Annotated in this window: 12 protein-coding genes; 7 read left to right on the top strand and 5 right to left on the bottom strand. The window is 73.8% G+C overall.

From position 1 onward, the window contains the following. The 4 genes from AB0411_RS27225 (at position 1) to AB0411_RS27210 (ending at position 4,934) form a co-directional block, all read left to right on the top strand. Positions 1-996 carry an ABC transporter substrate-binding protein gene (locus AB0411_RS27225; protein ID WP_366419911.1) on the top strand — a complete coding sequence of 332 codons (996 nt, stop codon included), beginning with the start codon at positions 1-3 and terminating at the stop codon, positions 994-996. Between the two features lie 365 nt (positions 997-1,361). Next, complete coding sequence (locus tag AB0411_RS27220) at positions 1,362-2,261, top strand: S1 family peptidase (protein ID WP_366419910.1); 900 nt, start codon at positions 1,362-1,364, stop codon at positions 2,259-2,261. A 219-nt stretch (positions 2,262-2,480) separates the two neighbouring features. Then, positions 2,481-3,404 carry a slipin family protein gene (locus AB0411_RS27215; protein ID WP_366419909.1) on the top strand — a complete coding sequence of 308 codons (924 nt, stop codon included), beginning with the start codon at positions 2,481-2,483 and terminating at the stop codon, positions 3,402-3,404. 453 nt (positions 3,405-3,857) lie between these two features. After that, entirely contained in the window at positions 3,858-4,934 is a 1,077-nt protein-coding gene (locus AB0411_RS27210; protein WP_366419908.1) for a S1 family peptidase, read from the top strand. A gap of 90 nt (positions 4,935-5,024) precedes the next feature. Here AB0411_RS27210 and AB0411_RS27205 read toward each other — a convergent pair whose 3' ends face one another. Together AB0411_RS27205 and AB0411_RS27200 are read right to left on the bottom strand one after the other, a co-directional pair. Next, positions 5,025-5,462 carry a subtilase-type protease inhibitor gene (locus AB0411_RS27205; RefSeq protein ID WP_366419907.1) on the bottom strand — a complete coding sequence of 146 codons (438 nt, stop codon included), beginning with the start codon at positions 5,460-5,462 and terminating at the stop codon, positions 5,025-5,027. A gap of 620 nt (positions 5,463-6,082) precedes the next feature. Further along, the gene (locus AB0411_RS27200) at positions 6,083-6,757 is read right to left on the bottom strand and encodes a TetR/AcrR family transcriptional regulator (protein ID WP_366419906.1); all 675 of its coding nucleotides are present in this window, start codon (positions 6,755-6,757) and stop codon (positions 6,083-6,085) included. A 108-nt stretch (positions 6,758-6,865) separates the two neighbouring features. On the opposite strand from AB0411_RS27200, the gene AB0411_RS27195 reads away from it, so the two are divergent. Further along, complete coding sequence (locus tag AB0411_RS27195) at positions 6,866-7,636, top strand: SDR family NAD(P)-dependent oxidoreductase (RefSeq protein ID WP_366419905.1); 771 nt, start codon at positions 6,866-6,868, stop codon at positions 7,634-7,636. Positions 7,637-8,214: 578 nt separating this feature from the next. Here the strand turns inward: AB0411_RS27195 and AB0411_RS27190 are convergent. From AB0411_RS27190 to AB0411_RS27180, 3 genes are all read right to left on the bottom strand, one after another. Continuing rightward, positions 8,215-8,430: a tautomerase family protein gene (locus AB0411_RS27190; RefSeq protein WP_366419904.1), complete on the bottom strand. Its 216-nt coding sequence runs from the start codon at positions 8,428-8,430 to the stop codon at positions 8,215-8,217. 393 nt (positions 8,431-8,823) lie between these two features. Beyond that, the gene (locus AB0411_RS27185; RefSeq protein WP_366419903.1) at positions 8,824-9,147 is read right to left on the bottom strand and encodes a nuclear transport factor 2 family protein; all 324 of its coding nucleotides are present in this window, start codon (positions 9,145-9,147) and stop codon (positions 8,824-8,826) included. Beyond that, positions 9,144-10,178, bottom strand: a complete 1,035-nt coding sequence (locus tag AB0411_RS27180) for a DUF3533 domain-containing protein (RefSeq protein ID WP_366419902.1) — start codon at positions 10,176-10,178, stop codon at positions 9,144-9,146. The genes AB0411_RS27185 and AB0411_RS27180 overlap by 4 nt, the downstream gene beginning before the upstream one ends. Positions 10,179-10,413: 235 nt before the next feature. Here AB0411_RS27180 and AB0411_RS27175 point away from each other — a divergent pair, with 235 nt between their 5' ends. Next, positions 10,414-14,073, top strand: a complete 3,660-nt coding sequence (locus AB0411_RS27175; RefSeq protein WP_366419901.1) for a DNA polymerase III subunit alpha — start codon at positions 10,414-10,416, stop codon at positions 14,071-14,073. Continuing rightward, positions 14,070-15,194 carry a DNA polymerase Y family protein gene (locus AB0411_RS27170; RefSeq protein ID WP_366419900.1) on the top strand — a complete coding sequence of 375 codons (1,125 nt, stop codon included), beginning with the start codon at positions 14,070-14,072 and terminating at the stop codon, positions 15,192-15,194. The genes AB0411_RS27175 and AB0411_RS27170 overlap by 4 nt, the downstream gene beginning before the upstream one ends. Positions 15,195-15,209: the final 15 nt, after the last annotated feature.

Below are 15,209 nucleotides of genomic sequence, written 5' to 3'. Positions count from 1 at the left end.
ATGAGGAGCCGTCCGTTGCACCGCCGCCGCACCCTGACCACCGTCCTGCTGCTCGCCGCCGGATCCGTGGCGCTCACCGCCTGCGGTGGCGCCGCGGCGTCGGGCGGGAACCGCGTGGGCGCCGCCGCCCCGGGGCGGAAACCGACGATCAACATCGGTCCCGACCAGCACCGCATCCATGGCGTCAAGGACCCGAAGAGCGCCGCGCTGGTGCCCGCCAGGGTCCGCAGGGCCGGATTCCTGCGGATCGGGGTGGGCGCCGAGTCCAGCCCGCCGCTGAGCTTCTACGCCACCGACGACAAGACCCTCATCGGCGTCGAGGAGGACCTCGCCACCCTCGTCGCCGACACCCTCGGGCTCGAACCCCGCTTCGACCCGCTGTCCTGGGAGAACCTCTTCGTGGGCCTGGACAGCGGCAAGCTCGACGCGGTCTTCGCCAATGTCACGGTCACCGAGGAGCGCAAGGAGAAGTACGACTTCGCCACCTACCGGCGCGACCAGCTGGCCATGGAGGCGAAGGAGGGCAGCGGCTGGAAGGTGCGGGGCGCCGCGGACGTCGCGGGGAAGACCATCGCGGTGGGCACCGGCACCAACCAGGAGAAGATCCTGGTCGACTGGAGCAGGGAGAACGAGAAGGCCGGCCGCGAACCGGTCGACATCAAGTACTTCCAGAAGCCCTCCGACACCTATCTCGCGCTCCAGTCGGGCCGTATCGACGGTTTCTTCGGACCGAACCCGACCGCCGCCTACCACGTGCACACCGCCGGGCAGACCGAGATCACCGGCACCTTCTCCGGGGGCGGCGACCGCGTCCAGGGCAAGATCGCCGCCACCACCAGGAAGGACAGCGGCCTGGTCAAGGCCTATGCGGCCGCCCTGCAGAAGGTCATCGACGACGGCCGCTACGGCAAGGTGCTGGCGCGCTGGGGGCTGACCGGCGAGCGTCTGCGGACCTCGCGGATCAACCCGCCCGGCCTGCCCGGGACCGGCGGCTGAGCGGCGTAGGGAACGCGCCCGGACGCCGTCGCGCTCGGCATCCCGGGCCGGCCCGGCCGGCCCGGCCGCGGAACCGCTTCGTCCGCCGATCCGTCCCAGGTCCGACCGAGGGGGTCGGCGCCGCCCCGGCAGCCGTCAACGCGGCTGCCGGGGCGGCGTGTTGCGGGTCGTGCGGCCATGAAGCGCGTGTATCCGGCACAAGACATTCGTGTGACCCTCTTGCGCTGCGGGGGCGGTGCGCCCGAAACTCCGCTCAGCGCTTGTCAGGGGCACGCTGAAAATGAACGTGCGGATTCCCGCGTGCCCTTCGGCTGCGCCTCACGGGCTGCCCACCGGCGGCCCCCCGATCCCCCTCGGAGGAATCAGTGAGGAACGAGCGCACCACCCCCCGCAGCGGCGTAGCGAGACGCACCCGGCTGATCGCCGTGGCGTCCGGACTGGTGGCCGTCGGTGCCATCGCCATCCCCACCGCCAATGCCCAAATACCCGCCCCCACACGGACGTTCAGCGCCACCCAGCTCTCCGCCGCCGGCCAGGCGGTGCGCACCGCGGATGTCGCCGGCACCGCCTGGCGGGTCGACAGCAGGACCCACACCCTGGTCGTCACCGCCGACCGCACGGTCTCCCAGGCCGAGATCGCCAGGATCGAGCGGGCCGCCGGCACCAACGCCGACGCGGTCCGCATCGACCGGATCGCGGGCACCTTCCGCAAGTTCATCTCCGGCGGCGACGCCATCTACGCCCCCAGCTGGCGCTGCTCGCTGGGCTTCAACGTCCGCAGCGGCAGCACCTACTACGCCCTGACCGCCGGTCACTGCACCGACGGCAACCCGCCGTGGACCACCGGCTCCGGGGCGAGCATCGGCCCGACCGCGGGCAGCAGCTTCCCCGGCAACGACTACGGCATCATCAAGTACACCGGCTCGGTGTCGCACGAGGGCACCGTCGGCAGCCAGGACATCACCAGCGCCGGCACCCCGACCGTCGGCCAGACGGTCACCCGCCGGGGCTCCACCACCGGCATCCACAGCGGCAAGGTCACCGCGCTGAACGCCACCGTCAACTACGGCGGCGGCGACATCGTCTCCGGTCTCATCCAGACCACCGTCTGCGCCGAGCCCGGCGACAGCGGCGGCCCCCTCTACTCCGGGACCAAGGCGCTCGGCCTCACCTCCGGCGGCAGCGGCGACTGCACCTCCGGCGGTACCACGTTCTTCCAGCCCGTCACCGAGGCGCTGAGCGCCTACGGGGTGAGCGTCTACTGACGCCGCCCGGCTGACTCCGTACGGACCGGCCCGGTGCGCACCGGGCCGGTCCGCACGGAGCGTCCTTCGCCCGAGCGCCGGATCCGGATCCGGCGGCACAAGGGCCCCCGTCCGCCGGCGGACGGGGGCCCGGCCGCGCCTCGACCGCCTTCCCGAGCCGGGCATACCATGGTAAACAACGCGATTCGGACGGTGTGCGGCAGGTTTCAGGGAGCCGTGATGGTCGAAGAACTGGTGACGGCCGGGGTGGCGCTGGCCTCCGTGGGTGCCGTGTACTTCGTGGCAGCGGCGCGGGTGATCAAGCAGTACGAGCGCGGCGTGGTGCTCCGGCTGGGGCGGCTGGCCTCCGAGGTGCGCGGGCCGGGATTCACCATGATCGTTCCGGGCGTCGACCGGTTGCGCAAGGTCAATATGCAGATCGTCACGATGCCGGTGCCCGCCCAGGAGGGCATCACCCGGGACAATGTGACCGTCCGGGTCGACGCGGTCGTCTATTTCAAGGTCGTGGACGCCGCCGACGCGGTCGTCCGGGTCGAGGACTACCGCTTCGCGGTCTCTCAGATGGCGCAGACCTCGCTGCGGTCGATCATCGGCAAGAGCGAACTGGACGATCTGCTGTCGAACCGGGAGAAGCTCAACCAGGGCCTGGAGCTGATGATGGACAGCCCGGCCATCGGCTGGGGCGTCACCGTCGACCGGGTGGAGATCAAGGACGTCTCGCTGCCGGAGACGATGAAGCGGTCGATGGCCCGCCAGGCTGAGGCCACCCGCGACCGGCGCGCCCGGGTGATCAACGCCGATGCCGAGCTGCAGGCGTCGAAGAAGCTGGCCGAGGCGGCCGAGGCGATGTCCGACCAGCCCGCCGCGCTGCAACTGCGGCTGCTGCAGACCGTGGTGGCGGTCGCCGCCGAGAAGAACTCCACCCTCGTCCTGCCCTTCCCGGTGGAGCTGCTGCGCTTCCTGGAGCGCTCCGGGCTGCAGGCGCAGGCCCAGACCGCCGCGGCCGAGGCGGAGCGGGGTGCCGGCGAGCGGCCGGCCGGCCCGGCGGCGCCCGGGACCCCGCGGAAGGCCGCCGGGACCGGTACGGACGGAACGCCGCCTCCTGAGCTGGAGGACCTCCCGGAGGCCGAGGAGCTGCCGTAGGCCGCGGGCCGGGGGGGCGCCGTAACGGCCGAGCGCCGATACGTCCCTGATGTCCGCCTGATCGCCGTACGTGCCTGTCGAGGTGGGTACTTACGGCGATCTTCCCTGTCCGGGGGGCGGTTCCCGGCGGCTGATTTCCGGCCAGCTATAGTCCTCACGCGTTGCCGTCCGCCGAGCGCCCCGAATGTCGCTCATGTCCGCACTCGGGATCGCGGGGTGCCGGCACCGGTGTGACCGCCGTGTGGCGAAACCGTGAACTCCCGCACGGGAGACCGGAACCCGGTCTTGTGCGCGAGTGAGGCGGATGGGAATACTCGGCTCCGCACGTTGGCATGGACGCGCCTCCCTGGGACCCGTTCCTCGGCGGATCCGTTCCTGCTCCGAATCCTCACTCTCCGGGCCCGGGCAACTCCCCACAGTTTCCGGGCTCTTCCCCCCCACGGAGGCTCTGACTTGAAGCACCGTCGCATACCCAACCGGCGCGTCATCGTCGCGGGTGCGGGAGCCCTCGCGCTCGCCGCCACCGCCACCGTCACCCTCGCCAACGCCAACGCGTCCACGGCCCCCGCCCGCACCCCCGCGCTCGCCAAGCTGACCTCCGCCGCGGCGGCCGGCCTCGCCTCGCACCTCAAGACGGACACCGCCGGTTCCTTCTACGACGCCAAGGCCAAGAAGCTGGTCGTGAACGTCGTGAACCAGGCGCAGGCCCGCGCCGTGCGGGCGAAGGGTGCGGAAGCCAGACTCGTCAAGCACACCTTCGCCCAGCTCGACTCGGCCCGGCGGACGCTGAAGTCGAAGGCGACCATCCCCGGCACGTCCTGGGGCATCGACCCGCAGAGCAACAAGGTCGTGGTGACCGCGGACCGCACGGTCAAGGGCACCAAGCTGGACCGGCTCACCAAGGTCGCCGAGGCGCTCGGCGACAAGGTCGAGGTGCGCCACAGCAAGGGCGAGTTCAAACCCTTCATCGGCGGCGGCGACGCGATCTGGGGGAGCGGTGCCCGCTGCTCGCTCGGCTTCAACGTCGTCAAGGACGGCCAGCCGTACTTCCTGACCGCCGGCCACTGCGGCAACGACATCAAGAGCTGGTCCGACAAGCAGGGCGGCTCGGCGATCGCGACCACCGAGGACTCCTCGTTCCCGGGCGACGACTTCTCGATCGCCAAGTACACGGGCGACACCCCGCACCCGAGCGAGGTCGACCTCTACAACGGCAGCACGCAGAAGATCACCAAGGCCGCGGAGGCCACCGTCGGCGAGAAGGTGCAGCGCAGCGGCAGCACCACCCAGGTGCACGACGGCACCGTCAAGGCCCTGAACGCCAGCGTCAACTACCAGGAGGGCACGGTCGAGGGTCTGATCCAGACCGATGTCTGCGCCGAGCCCGGTGACAGCGGCGGCGCGCTCTTCGACGGCGACGCCGCGATCGGCCTCACCTCCGGCGGCAGCGGCGACTGCTCCCAGGGCGGCGAGACCTTCTTCCAGCCCGTCACCGAGGCCCTGAAGGCCTACGGCGCGACGATCGGCTGACCGGGCGGCACCGGCTCCGCCCGGTGTCCGCCGCACAGGACGATCCCCGGGCACCACCCTCCGGTGCCCGGGGATCTGTGGCCTGACCGGTCAGAAGTTGAAGACCGTGTCGTTGTCCCTGTTCAGCGCGCAGGGGTTGGCGAAGGTGTAGCTGTACGAGACTCGCTTGCCCTGCCACACGCCGTCGGCGGTGACCACGAGGGGGTTCCACTCCTTGGTGCACAGCCGGTCCGAGGTGGCGCCGGTTATCGCGTTGAAGTCGCCCGCCGCCGCACGCAGTTGGGTGCAGGCGGCCAGCGGGTTCGGGTGGCTGCCCCTGGCCCCCGGCATACAGCTGAGCGTCACCGCACGCTGCACCGTGGCGGTCGCGCGGCTTTCGCCCTGGCCGACTGTCAGCACCAGTTCCGTCGGGGCGTAGAGGCCGCCGCTCCGCGACGGCTGCGCCGGTGCGGCGGCCTGTGCGGTGGTGGCCAGGGTGCCCAGGACCAGCGCAGCGCCGAGCGCGACCGCCCCAGTGATGTACCGCATGACGAACACTCCCTTGCTCGAAGGTGCAGATACCGGACGGGAGTCTGGCCCAACCGCACCTCGAAAGCATCTTGAGTGAGCACAAGGCGATCGCTTTGAGTCATTAGCCGAAAGCTCAGAGTAATGGCGCGAACGGGCCGCAGGCGGCCCGGGGTGTCCGGGGGAAAGTGGGGTGCGGCCAGCGAGGATGCGGTGCCGGTCTTGCCCCTGGCAAAGGTCGCCGGAACCCGGAAGGTATGAATCCGGCCGCCGACCGGTCGTTCGGGCGGGTTTCGATCTCCGCCGATTGGCCGAAGAGGGCGGGCGGAGGGCGCCTCCGTGCTGCCCGGAGGGCTCGGCACGGTAAGAACCGGCCACCTGCTGCTCGCCTTACCGTCGCCTGTTCCTTGCTTTGCCATCGCGAAGTCGGGTGCCCTGCGGGCCCGTTGTGCGCACCGTCCGGGGCCGGCCGTTGAGTGGGTGCCGGGGCGGGGCGTCGCGTGGGTCCGGAGTCGGTCGTCGTGCGGGGGCGGTGCGCGTTCGGCCCGCGGGGCCTGGGCCGGCCGTGTGCGGGGCCGTCATGCCTGCGGCCCGCGGGGCTCGGAGCCGGCCGGCACCTGAGCCCCGGAGGCGGCCGCCCCTCACGCCGGCCCGGCCTCCGCCTCCCGCTCCAGCTGCGGCAGCCCGGCCGTCAGCGCCCGCATGCACCGGGCCACCAGCGCGGCGGGCCCCTCCGGTCCGTCGTCCGGGGCCTCGTCGCCCGCCGCCCACTCCTCCACCGCGATCCGCATCGCGGTGTTCGCGGCGGCCGCGGCCAGCCGTACCTCCAGCGGCGGTGCGCCGGTCAGCCGCGCCAGGACCGGCACCAGCGCCTCCTCGGCGTCGTGGTGCACCCGGTGCCAGACCGCCCGCAGCGCGGGATCGCCCGGCATCGCCCGCAGCAGTCCACGGGTCCAGTGCAGCGCCTCGGCGGCAGGCTCGTCGGCGGGCGTCAGCGACCGGCGGGCCGTCCGCTCCAGCGCCTCGCGCACGGAGGGCGCGTCCGCGTCCGGGGCGGGCGCGGCCAGGTCGTCGATCCACTGCCGCACCCCGGCGGCGAGCAGCGGTACCACCGCGTCCTCCTTGGTGCGGAAGTAGCGGTAGAAGGTGCGCAGCGCGACCCCGGCGGCGCGGGCGATCTCGTCGGCGGTGACGGCGGCGCCGCGCTCCGTGAACAGGGCCGCCGCGGTGCGGGCGATCTCCAGTTGGGTCTCGGCTCTGCGCCGCTCGGTGAGCGAGGGGCGGGGGAGTGCGGCGGGGCGGGGGGCGGTGGGCATGGCGCCAGCTTACGGAGGGTCCTGCCCATTTCGGCACGGCATGCGATATTGGCAGACTGTGCCAGGTCGGCATACCGTGCGCGAGTACCTCGAGAACGGAGCCGGACCATGAACCGCTTTGACGGCCGACGCACCCTGATCACCGGAGCCGGCTCGGGCATCGGCCGGGCCACCACCCACCGGATCCTCGCCGAGGGCGGCCGGGTGGTGGCGGCGGACATCGACGAGGCGGGTCTGCGGGGCACCGCCGAGCGCGCGGCCGCGGACGGCGGTGCCGGGCGGCTGGAGACCACGGTGCTGGACGTGGCCGACGAGGCGTCGGTCCGCGCGGCCGTCGCCGCCGCGGTCTCCGGGCTCGGCGGCCTGGACGTCCTGATCAACGCGGCCGGCATCCTGCGCTCCTCGCACACCCACCTGACCAGCCTGGAGGAATTCCAGCGGATCATCTCGGTCAACCTGACCGGCACGTTCCTGATGATCCGTGAGGCGCTGCCCGCGCTCCTGGCGGGCCAGGACCCCGTGGTGGTCAACTTCAGCTCCACCTCCGCCTCGTTCGCGCACCCGTACATGGCGGCGTACGCGGCCAGCAAGGGCGGCATCCAGTCCATGACGCACGCCATCGCCGGCGAGTACGCCAAGCAGGGGCTGCGCGCGGTGTGCGTGGCCCCGGGATCCATCGCCAGCGGCATGACCAGCGGCCCCGTCCCCGGCCTGCCCGAGGACGCCGACACGGGCCTGTTCGACAAGCTCTTCCCGGCCCTCGGCGAGGGCTTCGCGAGCCCGGACACGGTCGCGGGCGTCATCGCGACGCTCGCCTCGCACGACGGCGCGTTCATCACCGGCACCGAGATCCGGATCGACGGCGGCACGCATATGTGAGCCACGGGGGCGGGGCGGACGGGTTCCGGGCCCCTTCGGTGCTCAAGGCCGCCTGGATCCAGCGTCGTTGATGTCACCTGGCGATATCAGGTCGGATGGCGTGAGGGAGCGTGCCGAAGCAGAGCTGTTCGGTGAGGGTGGCAACGAGGCTGTCGCCCGACGTGCCACTACGGTAGGGAGCTTCGCCGGGCACCCGTGACGGGCCGAGCCGCATTGCCGACGGCGCTCTTCGGCCTTCGAGTCGATGGCCCTGCCGGCAGACCCTTCCGCCTTTGCGGCGGCACACCAAGTGAACCGCGTGCCGTGGCAGTGGCTTCGGGCTGCGCGTGATCCGGATGCTGTGACGGCGCCCCGGGTACAGCGCTGACAGCGGCCCTGAACGCGTTGCACGAACGGGCGCGTCGAGATCTCGGCGTCACAGGTGCCCACGCGGGCGGTGTGGAGAGGGTTTTGAGGTCCGGCCCTCGGGGCGGCAGCGAGGGGGCCCCTGACCGGGAAGATCCGTCAGGGGCCTGTGCCGTGCCCGCGCACGCGACCCCTGCGGTGCGTTCGTCGCTCGACGCCACCTGCCGCCCGGGCTAGCCGGCCCGCTTGGCCTGGACGTCCTCGGCGGTCAGGGCCTTGCCGCCGATGGCCCATGCGCCGCTGGGTGTCTCGGTGATCACGACGTGGGTCACCGGTCGCAGCGCCTCGCCTTCGATGGCGATCAACGCCTCGGAGACGTCTTCGACCATCTTCTGCTTTTCTTCGGGGGTGAATACCCCTGCGATCACCTTGATGTCGATGAAGGGCATCGGATGCCTCCCACGTGATGGTGAGATCCGGCCGTCATGCCGCTCTTGGTGCCAGGGCCGAATGCGGTGGCGCGGGCCCGGTGTTCATGTGGGGGAGAAGAGGGGCCGGCGATTCGCGGCCTCTCGCGGCCTGTCCGACAACCCTCGCCACCGGCTCCCGGCCATCATCGGGCCGACCCGTTTCACCGTCGAGCCGTGACATTGATGTCAACCGCTGCTCGCGCCGGCATGTTTCTCCCAGTGTCGCAGATCGACTCCGGTGACGTGCGGGAGCGCGGATCGGCCGCAAGGCGCCGCGCCCCTCCCGCACCGGGGGCCTACGGCCCTACCGTCCTGCCGGATGCCGGGGTTGTGGGCCCTGCGGGGCGTCAGGCCGCTCCACCCCGCCGGGCATCACGCCTGCCCGGTTTCGAAGCGGCTCACCTTTCCGTTCTCCACCGTGAAGCGCCAGCGGGTGCGCATCTCGCCCCAGGTGTCGTTGCGGTAGTCCGCCACCAGGGACAGGCCCTGATGCGACTCGGACTGGACGTCCATGTGGCCCCGTGTCGCGAAGATCTCCCGGTCGCACCATTCGCGCAGGTCCCGGTCGGAGCCGTCGTCGGACATGGTGGCGTCGGGGGTGAGCGCGTCGAAGAACGCCTGCTCGTCGTTGTTGTTGAGGGCCGTGACCAGGGCCCGTACCGCGGGGTCGGACAGCCGGTTGGCGGAGAGGGTCATGAGGGGTTCCCGTCCTTCGTGCGGAGGATCGAACGTGCCAGGGTGACGACGGTGCCGCCCGCCGCCCAGGCGGACAGCACCAGGAGCGGGCCGGTGACCGCGTTGCCGCGGAAGTAGGCGAGGGAGCGCGCGGCCCAGGTGCCCGCGCCCGGGGGGAGGGCGGGGCCGAGGGCGCGCCAGAACGGGGGCAGCATCGGATAGGGGTAGGCGCCGCCCGCGCTCGGGTTGCCGAGGATGACGATCAGCAGGATCGCCAGGCCGATGCCGATGATGCCCAGCAGGGCCTGGCAGGCCAGGGTGGTGGCGCCGACCGCGAAGACGACCAGCGCGCCCAGGCCCCACAGGCCGAAGAAGGTGCCGGGCAGCGCGCCCAGGACGGGCCCGACGATGAGCGTGCCGGCCAGTCCGGCGGCGATCGCGTACACGGCGAGCGCGGCCAGCCGGATGACCGCCCGGTGCCCGTTGGAGGGGCGCGCCCCGGCGCTGATCGCGAGGATCGCGGCGCACAGATAGCCGCCGACGCACCAGCCGACGACGAGGTAGAAGGACGACAGGCTGCGGCTGTCGCCCGGGTCGGCGGGGATCACGTCCACGGTGCGCACGGTCCGGCGCTCGGCCTGCTCCGCCGAGCGGACGACCAGTTCGACCGCCTGGGCGAGGGAGGCCCCGCCGCCACTGGCCACCAGGAGCCGGTCGGTGCGGCCGCGCGGGTCGACGATCAGCACGCCGTCGAGGGTCCGGTCGGCGAGCCGGGCCCGCGCGGCCCGTTCGGAGGGCACCGCGCGCGGGTCCAGGGGGGAGCCGGGCAGCCGGCTCAGCTTGCCCACCAGCTGCCCGCGGGCCTGCGCGGGGGCGACCACGCCGAAGGGCACGTCGGCGGGTCCGGGGTGGTGGAAGGCGCCGGTGTACGAGGTGATGAACGCGATCATCAGGCCCAGCACGCCGAGCACCAGCAGCGAGGCGTGGGGCGTCACCGCGCTCCGCACCTCCCGGAGGAAGGTGGTGCGGGTCCCGTCGTCCGTCGTGGCCATGCGGTCGCTCCTCGTCACGCTCCGGGCTGCCGGCCCGGCGCGTTGGGTGCTTTTGCTCCGCTATCTTCCGTTTGGCGGTGGGGGTGTGCAGAGCGGACGGGGCTGATCGGTGGATGACGGCCGGGTGTCCCCCCGGCGGGTCTTCGTACGAATGTTCGATGAGCGGGTTATGGTGGAGGGGAGGAACGAGGGACACAGGGTCAGCCGGGGGGCGGATGAGGCGCAGGAGGTGCGGATGCCCGGGTTCACGCATCTGCACACCGCTTCGGGGTTCTCCCTGCGCTACGGCGCCTCCCATCCGGAGCGGCTCGCCGAGCGCGCCGCCGAACGCGGGATGGACGCCCTCGCGCTGACCGACCGGGACGGTCTCTCCGGGGCCGTACGGTTCGCCAAGGCCGCCGCCGAGGCCGGGATCCGCCCGCTGTTCGGCGCCGAACTCGCCGTGGCGGAGCACGCGTCGGTCCCCGCGCCCGGCGCCGCCGCCACGCGCCGCCGCACTCCGGTGCGCGGCGGCGCCTTCCGTGACGAGTCCGCCGCCCGCGCCGTCTTCCTGGCCCGCGACGGCGCGGCCGGCTGGGCCGCCCTGTGCCGGCTGGTCTCCGCCGCCCACGCCGGGCAGGGGGAGCAGCCCGTCCTCCCGTGGAGCGCCCTGGAATCCGCCGCGGACGGGCTGACCGTGCTGCTCGGGCCGGACTCCGAGGTCGGCCGGGCGCTGGCCGCCGGGCGCCCGGACCGCGCCGCCCGGCTGATCGCCCCCTGGCGCGAGCGGTACGGTCGGGCGCTGCGCCTGGAGGTCGTCGACCACGGGCGGCCCGGCAGCGGCCCCGGCTCCCCGCGGCTGGCCGCCCGCACCCTCGGCTTCGCCGTCGACCAGGGCGTCCGCGCCGTGCTGACCAACGCGGTCCGCTACGCCGACCCCGGCCAGGGGCCGGTCGCCGACATCCTGGACTCCGCCCGCCGCCTGGTGCCGCTGGACCGGCACCGGCCCGAGGCCCGGGACGGCGGCGAGCGCTGGCTCAAGGACGCCGCCGCCATGCGCCACACCGCCGAGCGGGTCGCCGAGGCGGCCGGATTCCGGCGCGACCTGGCCCACCGGCTGCTCACCATGACCGAGGAGACCGCCGGCGCGTGCCTGGTCGACCCGCAGGACGACATCGGGCTCGGCCGGGTCCACTTCCCCGAGCCGCGGCTGGTCGGTGCGGGCCGGCGCACCGCCGCCCGGGTGCTGCGCTCGCGCTGCGCCGCCGCGATGGTGCTGCGCGGCTACGACCGCGACCGTGCGCGCTGGGCGCGGCTGCACGACGAGCTGCGCACGATCGAACGGCTCGGCTACCCCTCGTACTTCCTGACGGTCGCTCAGGTCGTGGACGACATCAAGGCGATGGGCATCCGGGTCGCGGCCCGCGGGTCCGGCGCCGGGTCCCTGGTCAACCACCTCCTCGGCATCGCCCACGCCGACCCGGTCGAGCACGGGCTGCTGATGGAGCGCTTCTTGTCCGAGCGCCGGGCGGCGCTGCCGGACATCGACATCGACGTCGAGTCCGCCCGCCGGCTGGAGGTCTACCGCGCGATCTTCGACCGCTTCGGCGCCGAACGGGTCGCCACCGTCTCGATGCCCGAGACCTACCGCGTCCGGCACGCCGTACGGGACGTGGGCGCCGCCCTGGGCATGGACCCGGCGCGGGTGGACCGCCTCGCCAAGGCCTTCCCGCACATCCGCGCCGGCGACGCCCGGGCGGCGCTGGCCGAGCTGCCGGAGCTGCGCGGGATCCGGGAGGCCGGCGGGGAGCAGCTGTGGCCGCTGGTCGAGGCGCTGGACGCGCTGCCGCGCGGGATCGCCATGCACCCGTGCGGGGTGCTGCTCTCCGACTCCACCCTGCTGGACCGCACGCCGGTCGTGCCCACCGGCGGCGACGTCCCCCACGGCCTTGAGGGCGCGGGAGGTGCCCCCCTCGCCATGTCGCAGTTCGACAAGGAGGACGTGGAGGACCTGGGGCTGCTCAAGCTCGATGTGCTGGGCGTACGGATGCAGTCCGCGATGGCGCACGCGGTCGCCGAGATCGGCCGGGCCACCGGGCGCCGGATCGACCTCGACGACCCCGCGCAGGTGCCGCCCGGCGACGAGGCGACCTACGGCCTGATCCGTTCGACCGAGACCCTCGGCTGCTTCCAGATCGAGTCGCCGGGCCAGCGCGACCTGGTCGGCAGGCTGCAGCCCGCCACCTTCCACGACCTGGTCGTCGACATCTCCCTCTTCCGGCCGGGCCCGGTCGCCGCCGATATGGTGCGGCCCTTCATCGAGGCCCGGCACGGCCGCAGGCCGGTCCGCTACCCGCACCCGGACCTGGCGGAACCGCTGCGCGAGACCTACGGGGTGGTGGTGTTCCACGAGCAGGTCATCGAGCTGCTGCGGATCATGACGGGCTGCGCACGGGACGAGGCGGACGAGAAGCGCCGGGCCCTGTCGCACCCCGAACTGCAGGGCGGGATCCGCGCCTGGTTCGCCCGGCGCGCCGAGCGGCGCGGCTATGCGCCCGACGTCATCGCACGCACCTGGGAGATCGTCGAGGCCTTCGGCTCGTACGGCTTCTGCAAGGCGCATGCGGTGGCCTTCGCGGTGCCCACCTACCAGTCCGCCTGGCTCAAGGCGCACCACCCCGCGGCCTTCTACGCCGGGCTGCTCACCCACGACCCCGGGATGTACCCGAAGCGGCTGCTGCTCGCGGACGCGCGGCGGCGCGGGGTGCCGGTGCTGCCGTTGGACGTGAACCGGTCGGCGGTCGCCCATCGGATCGAACTGGTGTCCGGTTCCGGTGGCGGCGGGCCCCGCTCGGGCGCGCTCTGGGGGCTGCGGCTCGCGCTCGGCGATGTGCACGGCATGAGCGAGGCCGAGGCGCGGCGGATCGAGGCCGGGCAGCCCTACCGCTCGCTCCGGGACCTGTGGCAGCGGGCCAGGCCGAGCCGCCCGGTGGCCGAACGCCTCGCCCGGGTCGGCGCGTTGGACGCCTTCGGCGCGAACCGGCGGGATCTGCTGCTGTACGTCGCCGAGCTGCACCGTCACGGACGGCAGGCGTCCGGCGGCCAGTTGACGCTGCCGTCCGGGGCCCTCGACGGCGCGGGCGCGGAGCGGGCGGAGCCGGTCGACCCGGTCGAGCCGGCGGGGCTGCCCGACCTCAGCGACGTCGAACGGCTCAGCGCCGAGCTGGGCGTCCTCGGCATGGACACCTCCCGCCATCTGATGGCCGACCACCAAGAGTTCCTCGCCGAGCTGGGCGCCCTGCCGGCCCGGCTGCTGCGCGGCGCCCGGCACGGCGAGACGGTGCTGGTCGCCGGGGCCAAGGCGGCCACGCAGACACCGCCGATCCGCTCCGGCCGCCGGGTCATCTTCACCACGCTCGACGACAGCACGGGCCTGGTCGACTGCGCCTTCTTCGACGCTCCCCCGGGTTCCGGCGATCCGGGAGGTGCCCCCGGCCCCGTCGCGGCGTGCGCGCACACGATCTTCCACTCCTGGCTGCTGCTGGTGCGCGGTACGGTCCAGCGGCGCGGCCCGCGCAGCCTCAGCGTGGTCGGCGCCGCCGCCTGGAACCTCGCCGAGCTGGCCGAACTCCGCCGCGAGGGCGGGCTGGAGGCGGTTGCCGCCCGGCTCGCGGCGGCACCGGAGCGGACCGGCGAGGAAGCGGCCGGGGCGGACGGCGGGCCGGCCGGGCCGGGCGGGGAGCCGGGGGAGGGGCCCGGGGCGGACCGGGGATCCGAGCCGGCCGCCGCCCCCGGCCGCACCCTCCGGCTGGAGACCGGCTACGAGCTGCACCCGTGGGCCGACCTCCGGCCCGCGGGCGAACAGGCCGCCACCGGGCGCAAGTTGTGGCACGCCAGCCCGGGGAGCGCGGGATGACCCCCGCGCCGGGGCCGTCCGCCACACCGCCGGATCCCTCCGCCGCGCGGCAGCCGGGCCTGCTCCACGTCCGGTTCGAGGCCGTCGACGGGGCCCCCGTGAGCGCCGGGGGATTCGAGCAACTGCTGCGGCTCCTGGCCCGGTTCACCCCGGTGGTCGAGGCGCTGCCGCCGGACGCCGCGCTGGCCGATGTGCGCGGGGCGCTGCGCTACTTCGACCGGGACGCGGCGGGCATCGCCGAACTGGTGCGGCTGCGCGCCCTGGCCTGGTGCGGCGTACGGTGCACGATCGGGATCGGCGCCAACCCGCTGCTCGCCCGGATGGCGGCCGGGGAAGCCGCGCCCGGGGAGATCCGGTCCGCCCCCGGCGGCGCCGGAGCGGTCGCCGCGTTCCTCGACCGCCGCCCGGCCTCGGCACTGCACGGCGTCGGCCCGGCCACCGCCCGCGCCCTGTGCGCGTACGGCCTCGACAGCGTCGGCCGGATCGCCGCCGCACCGCCCGCGACCCTGCAGCGGATCCTCGGCGCGAAGACCGGCCGGATCGTGTACGAGCGGGCCCGCGGCATCGACCCGACGCCGGTGACGCCCAACGCCGCGGCCCGTTCGATGGGCGCGGAACACCGCTTCGCCCACGACGAGCTGGACCCGGCCAGGCGCCGCAGGGCGCTGCTCTCGCTCGCCGACGACCTCGGCGCCCGGATGCGCGCGAGCGGGCAGGTGGCCCGTGCGCTCACCCTCACCGTCCGCTACGCCGACCGCTCCACCACGACCCGCACCCGCCGGCTCGACGGGCCGACCGCGCACGGGCCCGCCCTGACCGGGGCGGCCTATGCGCTGCACGCCGCGCTCGGGCTGCAGCGGGCGCGGGTGCGGTCCGTGGCGCTGCGCGCGGAGGACCTGTGCCGGGCCGAACTCGCCGCGCGGCAGCTGACCTTCGACCCGTCCGACGACAAGGCGCACCGCATCGAGGCGGCCGTCGACCGGGCCAGAGCACGCTTCGGCACCGGGAGCGTACGCCCCGCGGCGACCCTCGGCCCGCCCGGCCGTACGCCCCCGCCACCGGGCACCAGGCCGCCCCCCGGGCCCGGGCCCGGGCCCGGGCCCGGGGCCGTCCGGCCGTAGGCGGCGTCTCCCCGA

This window comes from Streptomyces angustmyceticus, assembly GCF_040701845.1.
GTDB classification, from domain to species: Bacteria; Actinomycetota; Actinomycetes; order Streptomycetales; family Streptomycetaceae; genus Streptomyces; species Streptomyces angustmyceticus_A.
The sequence above is the reverse complement of the archived record's forward strand: the minus strand, read 5'-3'. Positions and strand labels throughout refer to the sequence as shown.

Coding starts and splice junctions, on each gene's coding strand:
- AB0411_RS27225 (WP_366419911.1), top strand. CDS start 1: ATGAGGAGCCGTCCGTTGCACCGCCGCCGCACCCTGACCACCGTCCTG.
- AB0411_RS27215 (WP_366419909.1), top strand. CDS start 2,481: ATGGTCGAAGAACTGGTGACGGCCGGGGTGGCGCTGGCCTCCGTGGGT.
- AB0411_RS27205 (WP_366419907.1), bottom strand. CDS start 5,462: ATGCGGTACATCACTGGGGCGGTCGCGCTCGGCGCTGCGCTGGTCCTG.
- AB0411_RS27200 (WP_366419906.1), bottom strand. CDS start 6,757: ATGCCCACCGCCCCCCGCCCCGCCGCACTCCCCCGCCCCTCGCTCACC.
- AB0411_RS27195 (WP_366419905.1), top strand. CDS start 6,866: ATGAACCGCTTTGACGGCCGACGCACCCTGATCACCGGAGCCGGCTCG.
- AB0411_RS27190 (WP_366419904.1), bottom strand. CDS start 8,430: ATGCCCTTCATCGACATCAAGGTGATCGCAGGGGTATTCACCCCCGAA.
- AB0411_RS27185 (WP_366419903.1), bottom strand. CDS start 9,147: ATGACCCTCTCCGCCAACCGGCTGTCCGACCCCGCGGTACGGGCCCTG.
- AB0411_RS27180 (WP_366419902.1), bottom strand. CDS start 10,178: ATGGCCACGACGGACGACGGGACCCGCACCACCTTCCTCCGGGAGGTG.
- AB0411_RS27175 (WP_366419901.1), top strand. CDS start 10,414: ATGCCCGGGTTCACGCATCTGCACACCGCTTCGGGGTTCTCCCTGCGC.
- AB0411_RS27170 (WP_366419900.1), top strand. CDS start 14,070: ATGACCCCCGCGCCGGGGCCGTCCGCCACACCGCCGGATCCCTCCGCC.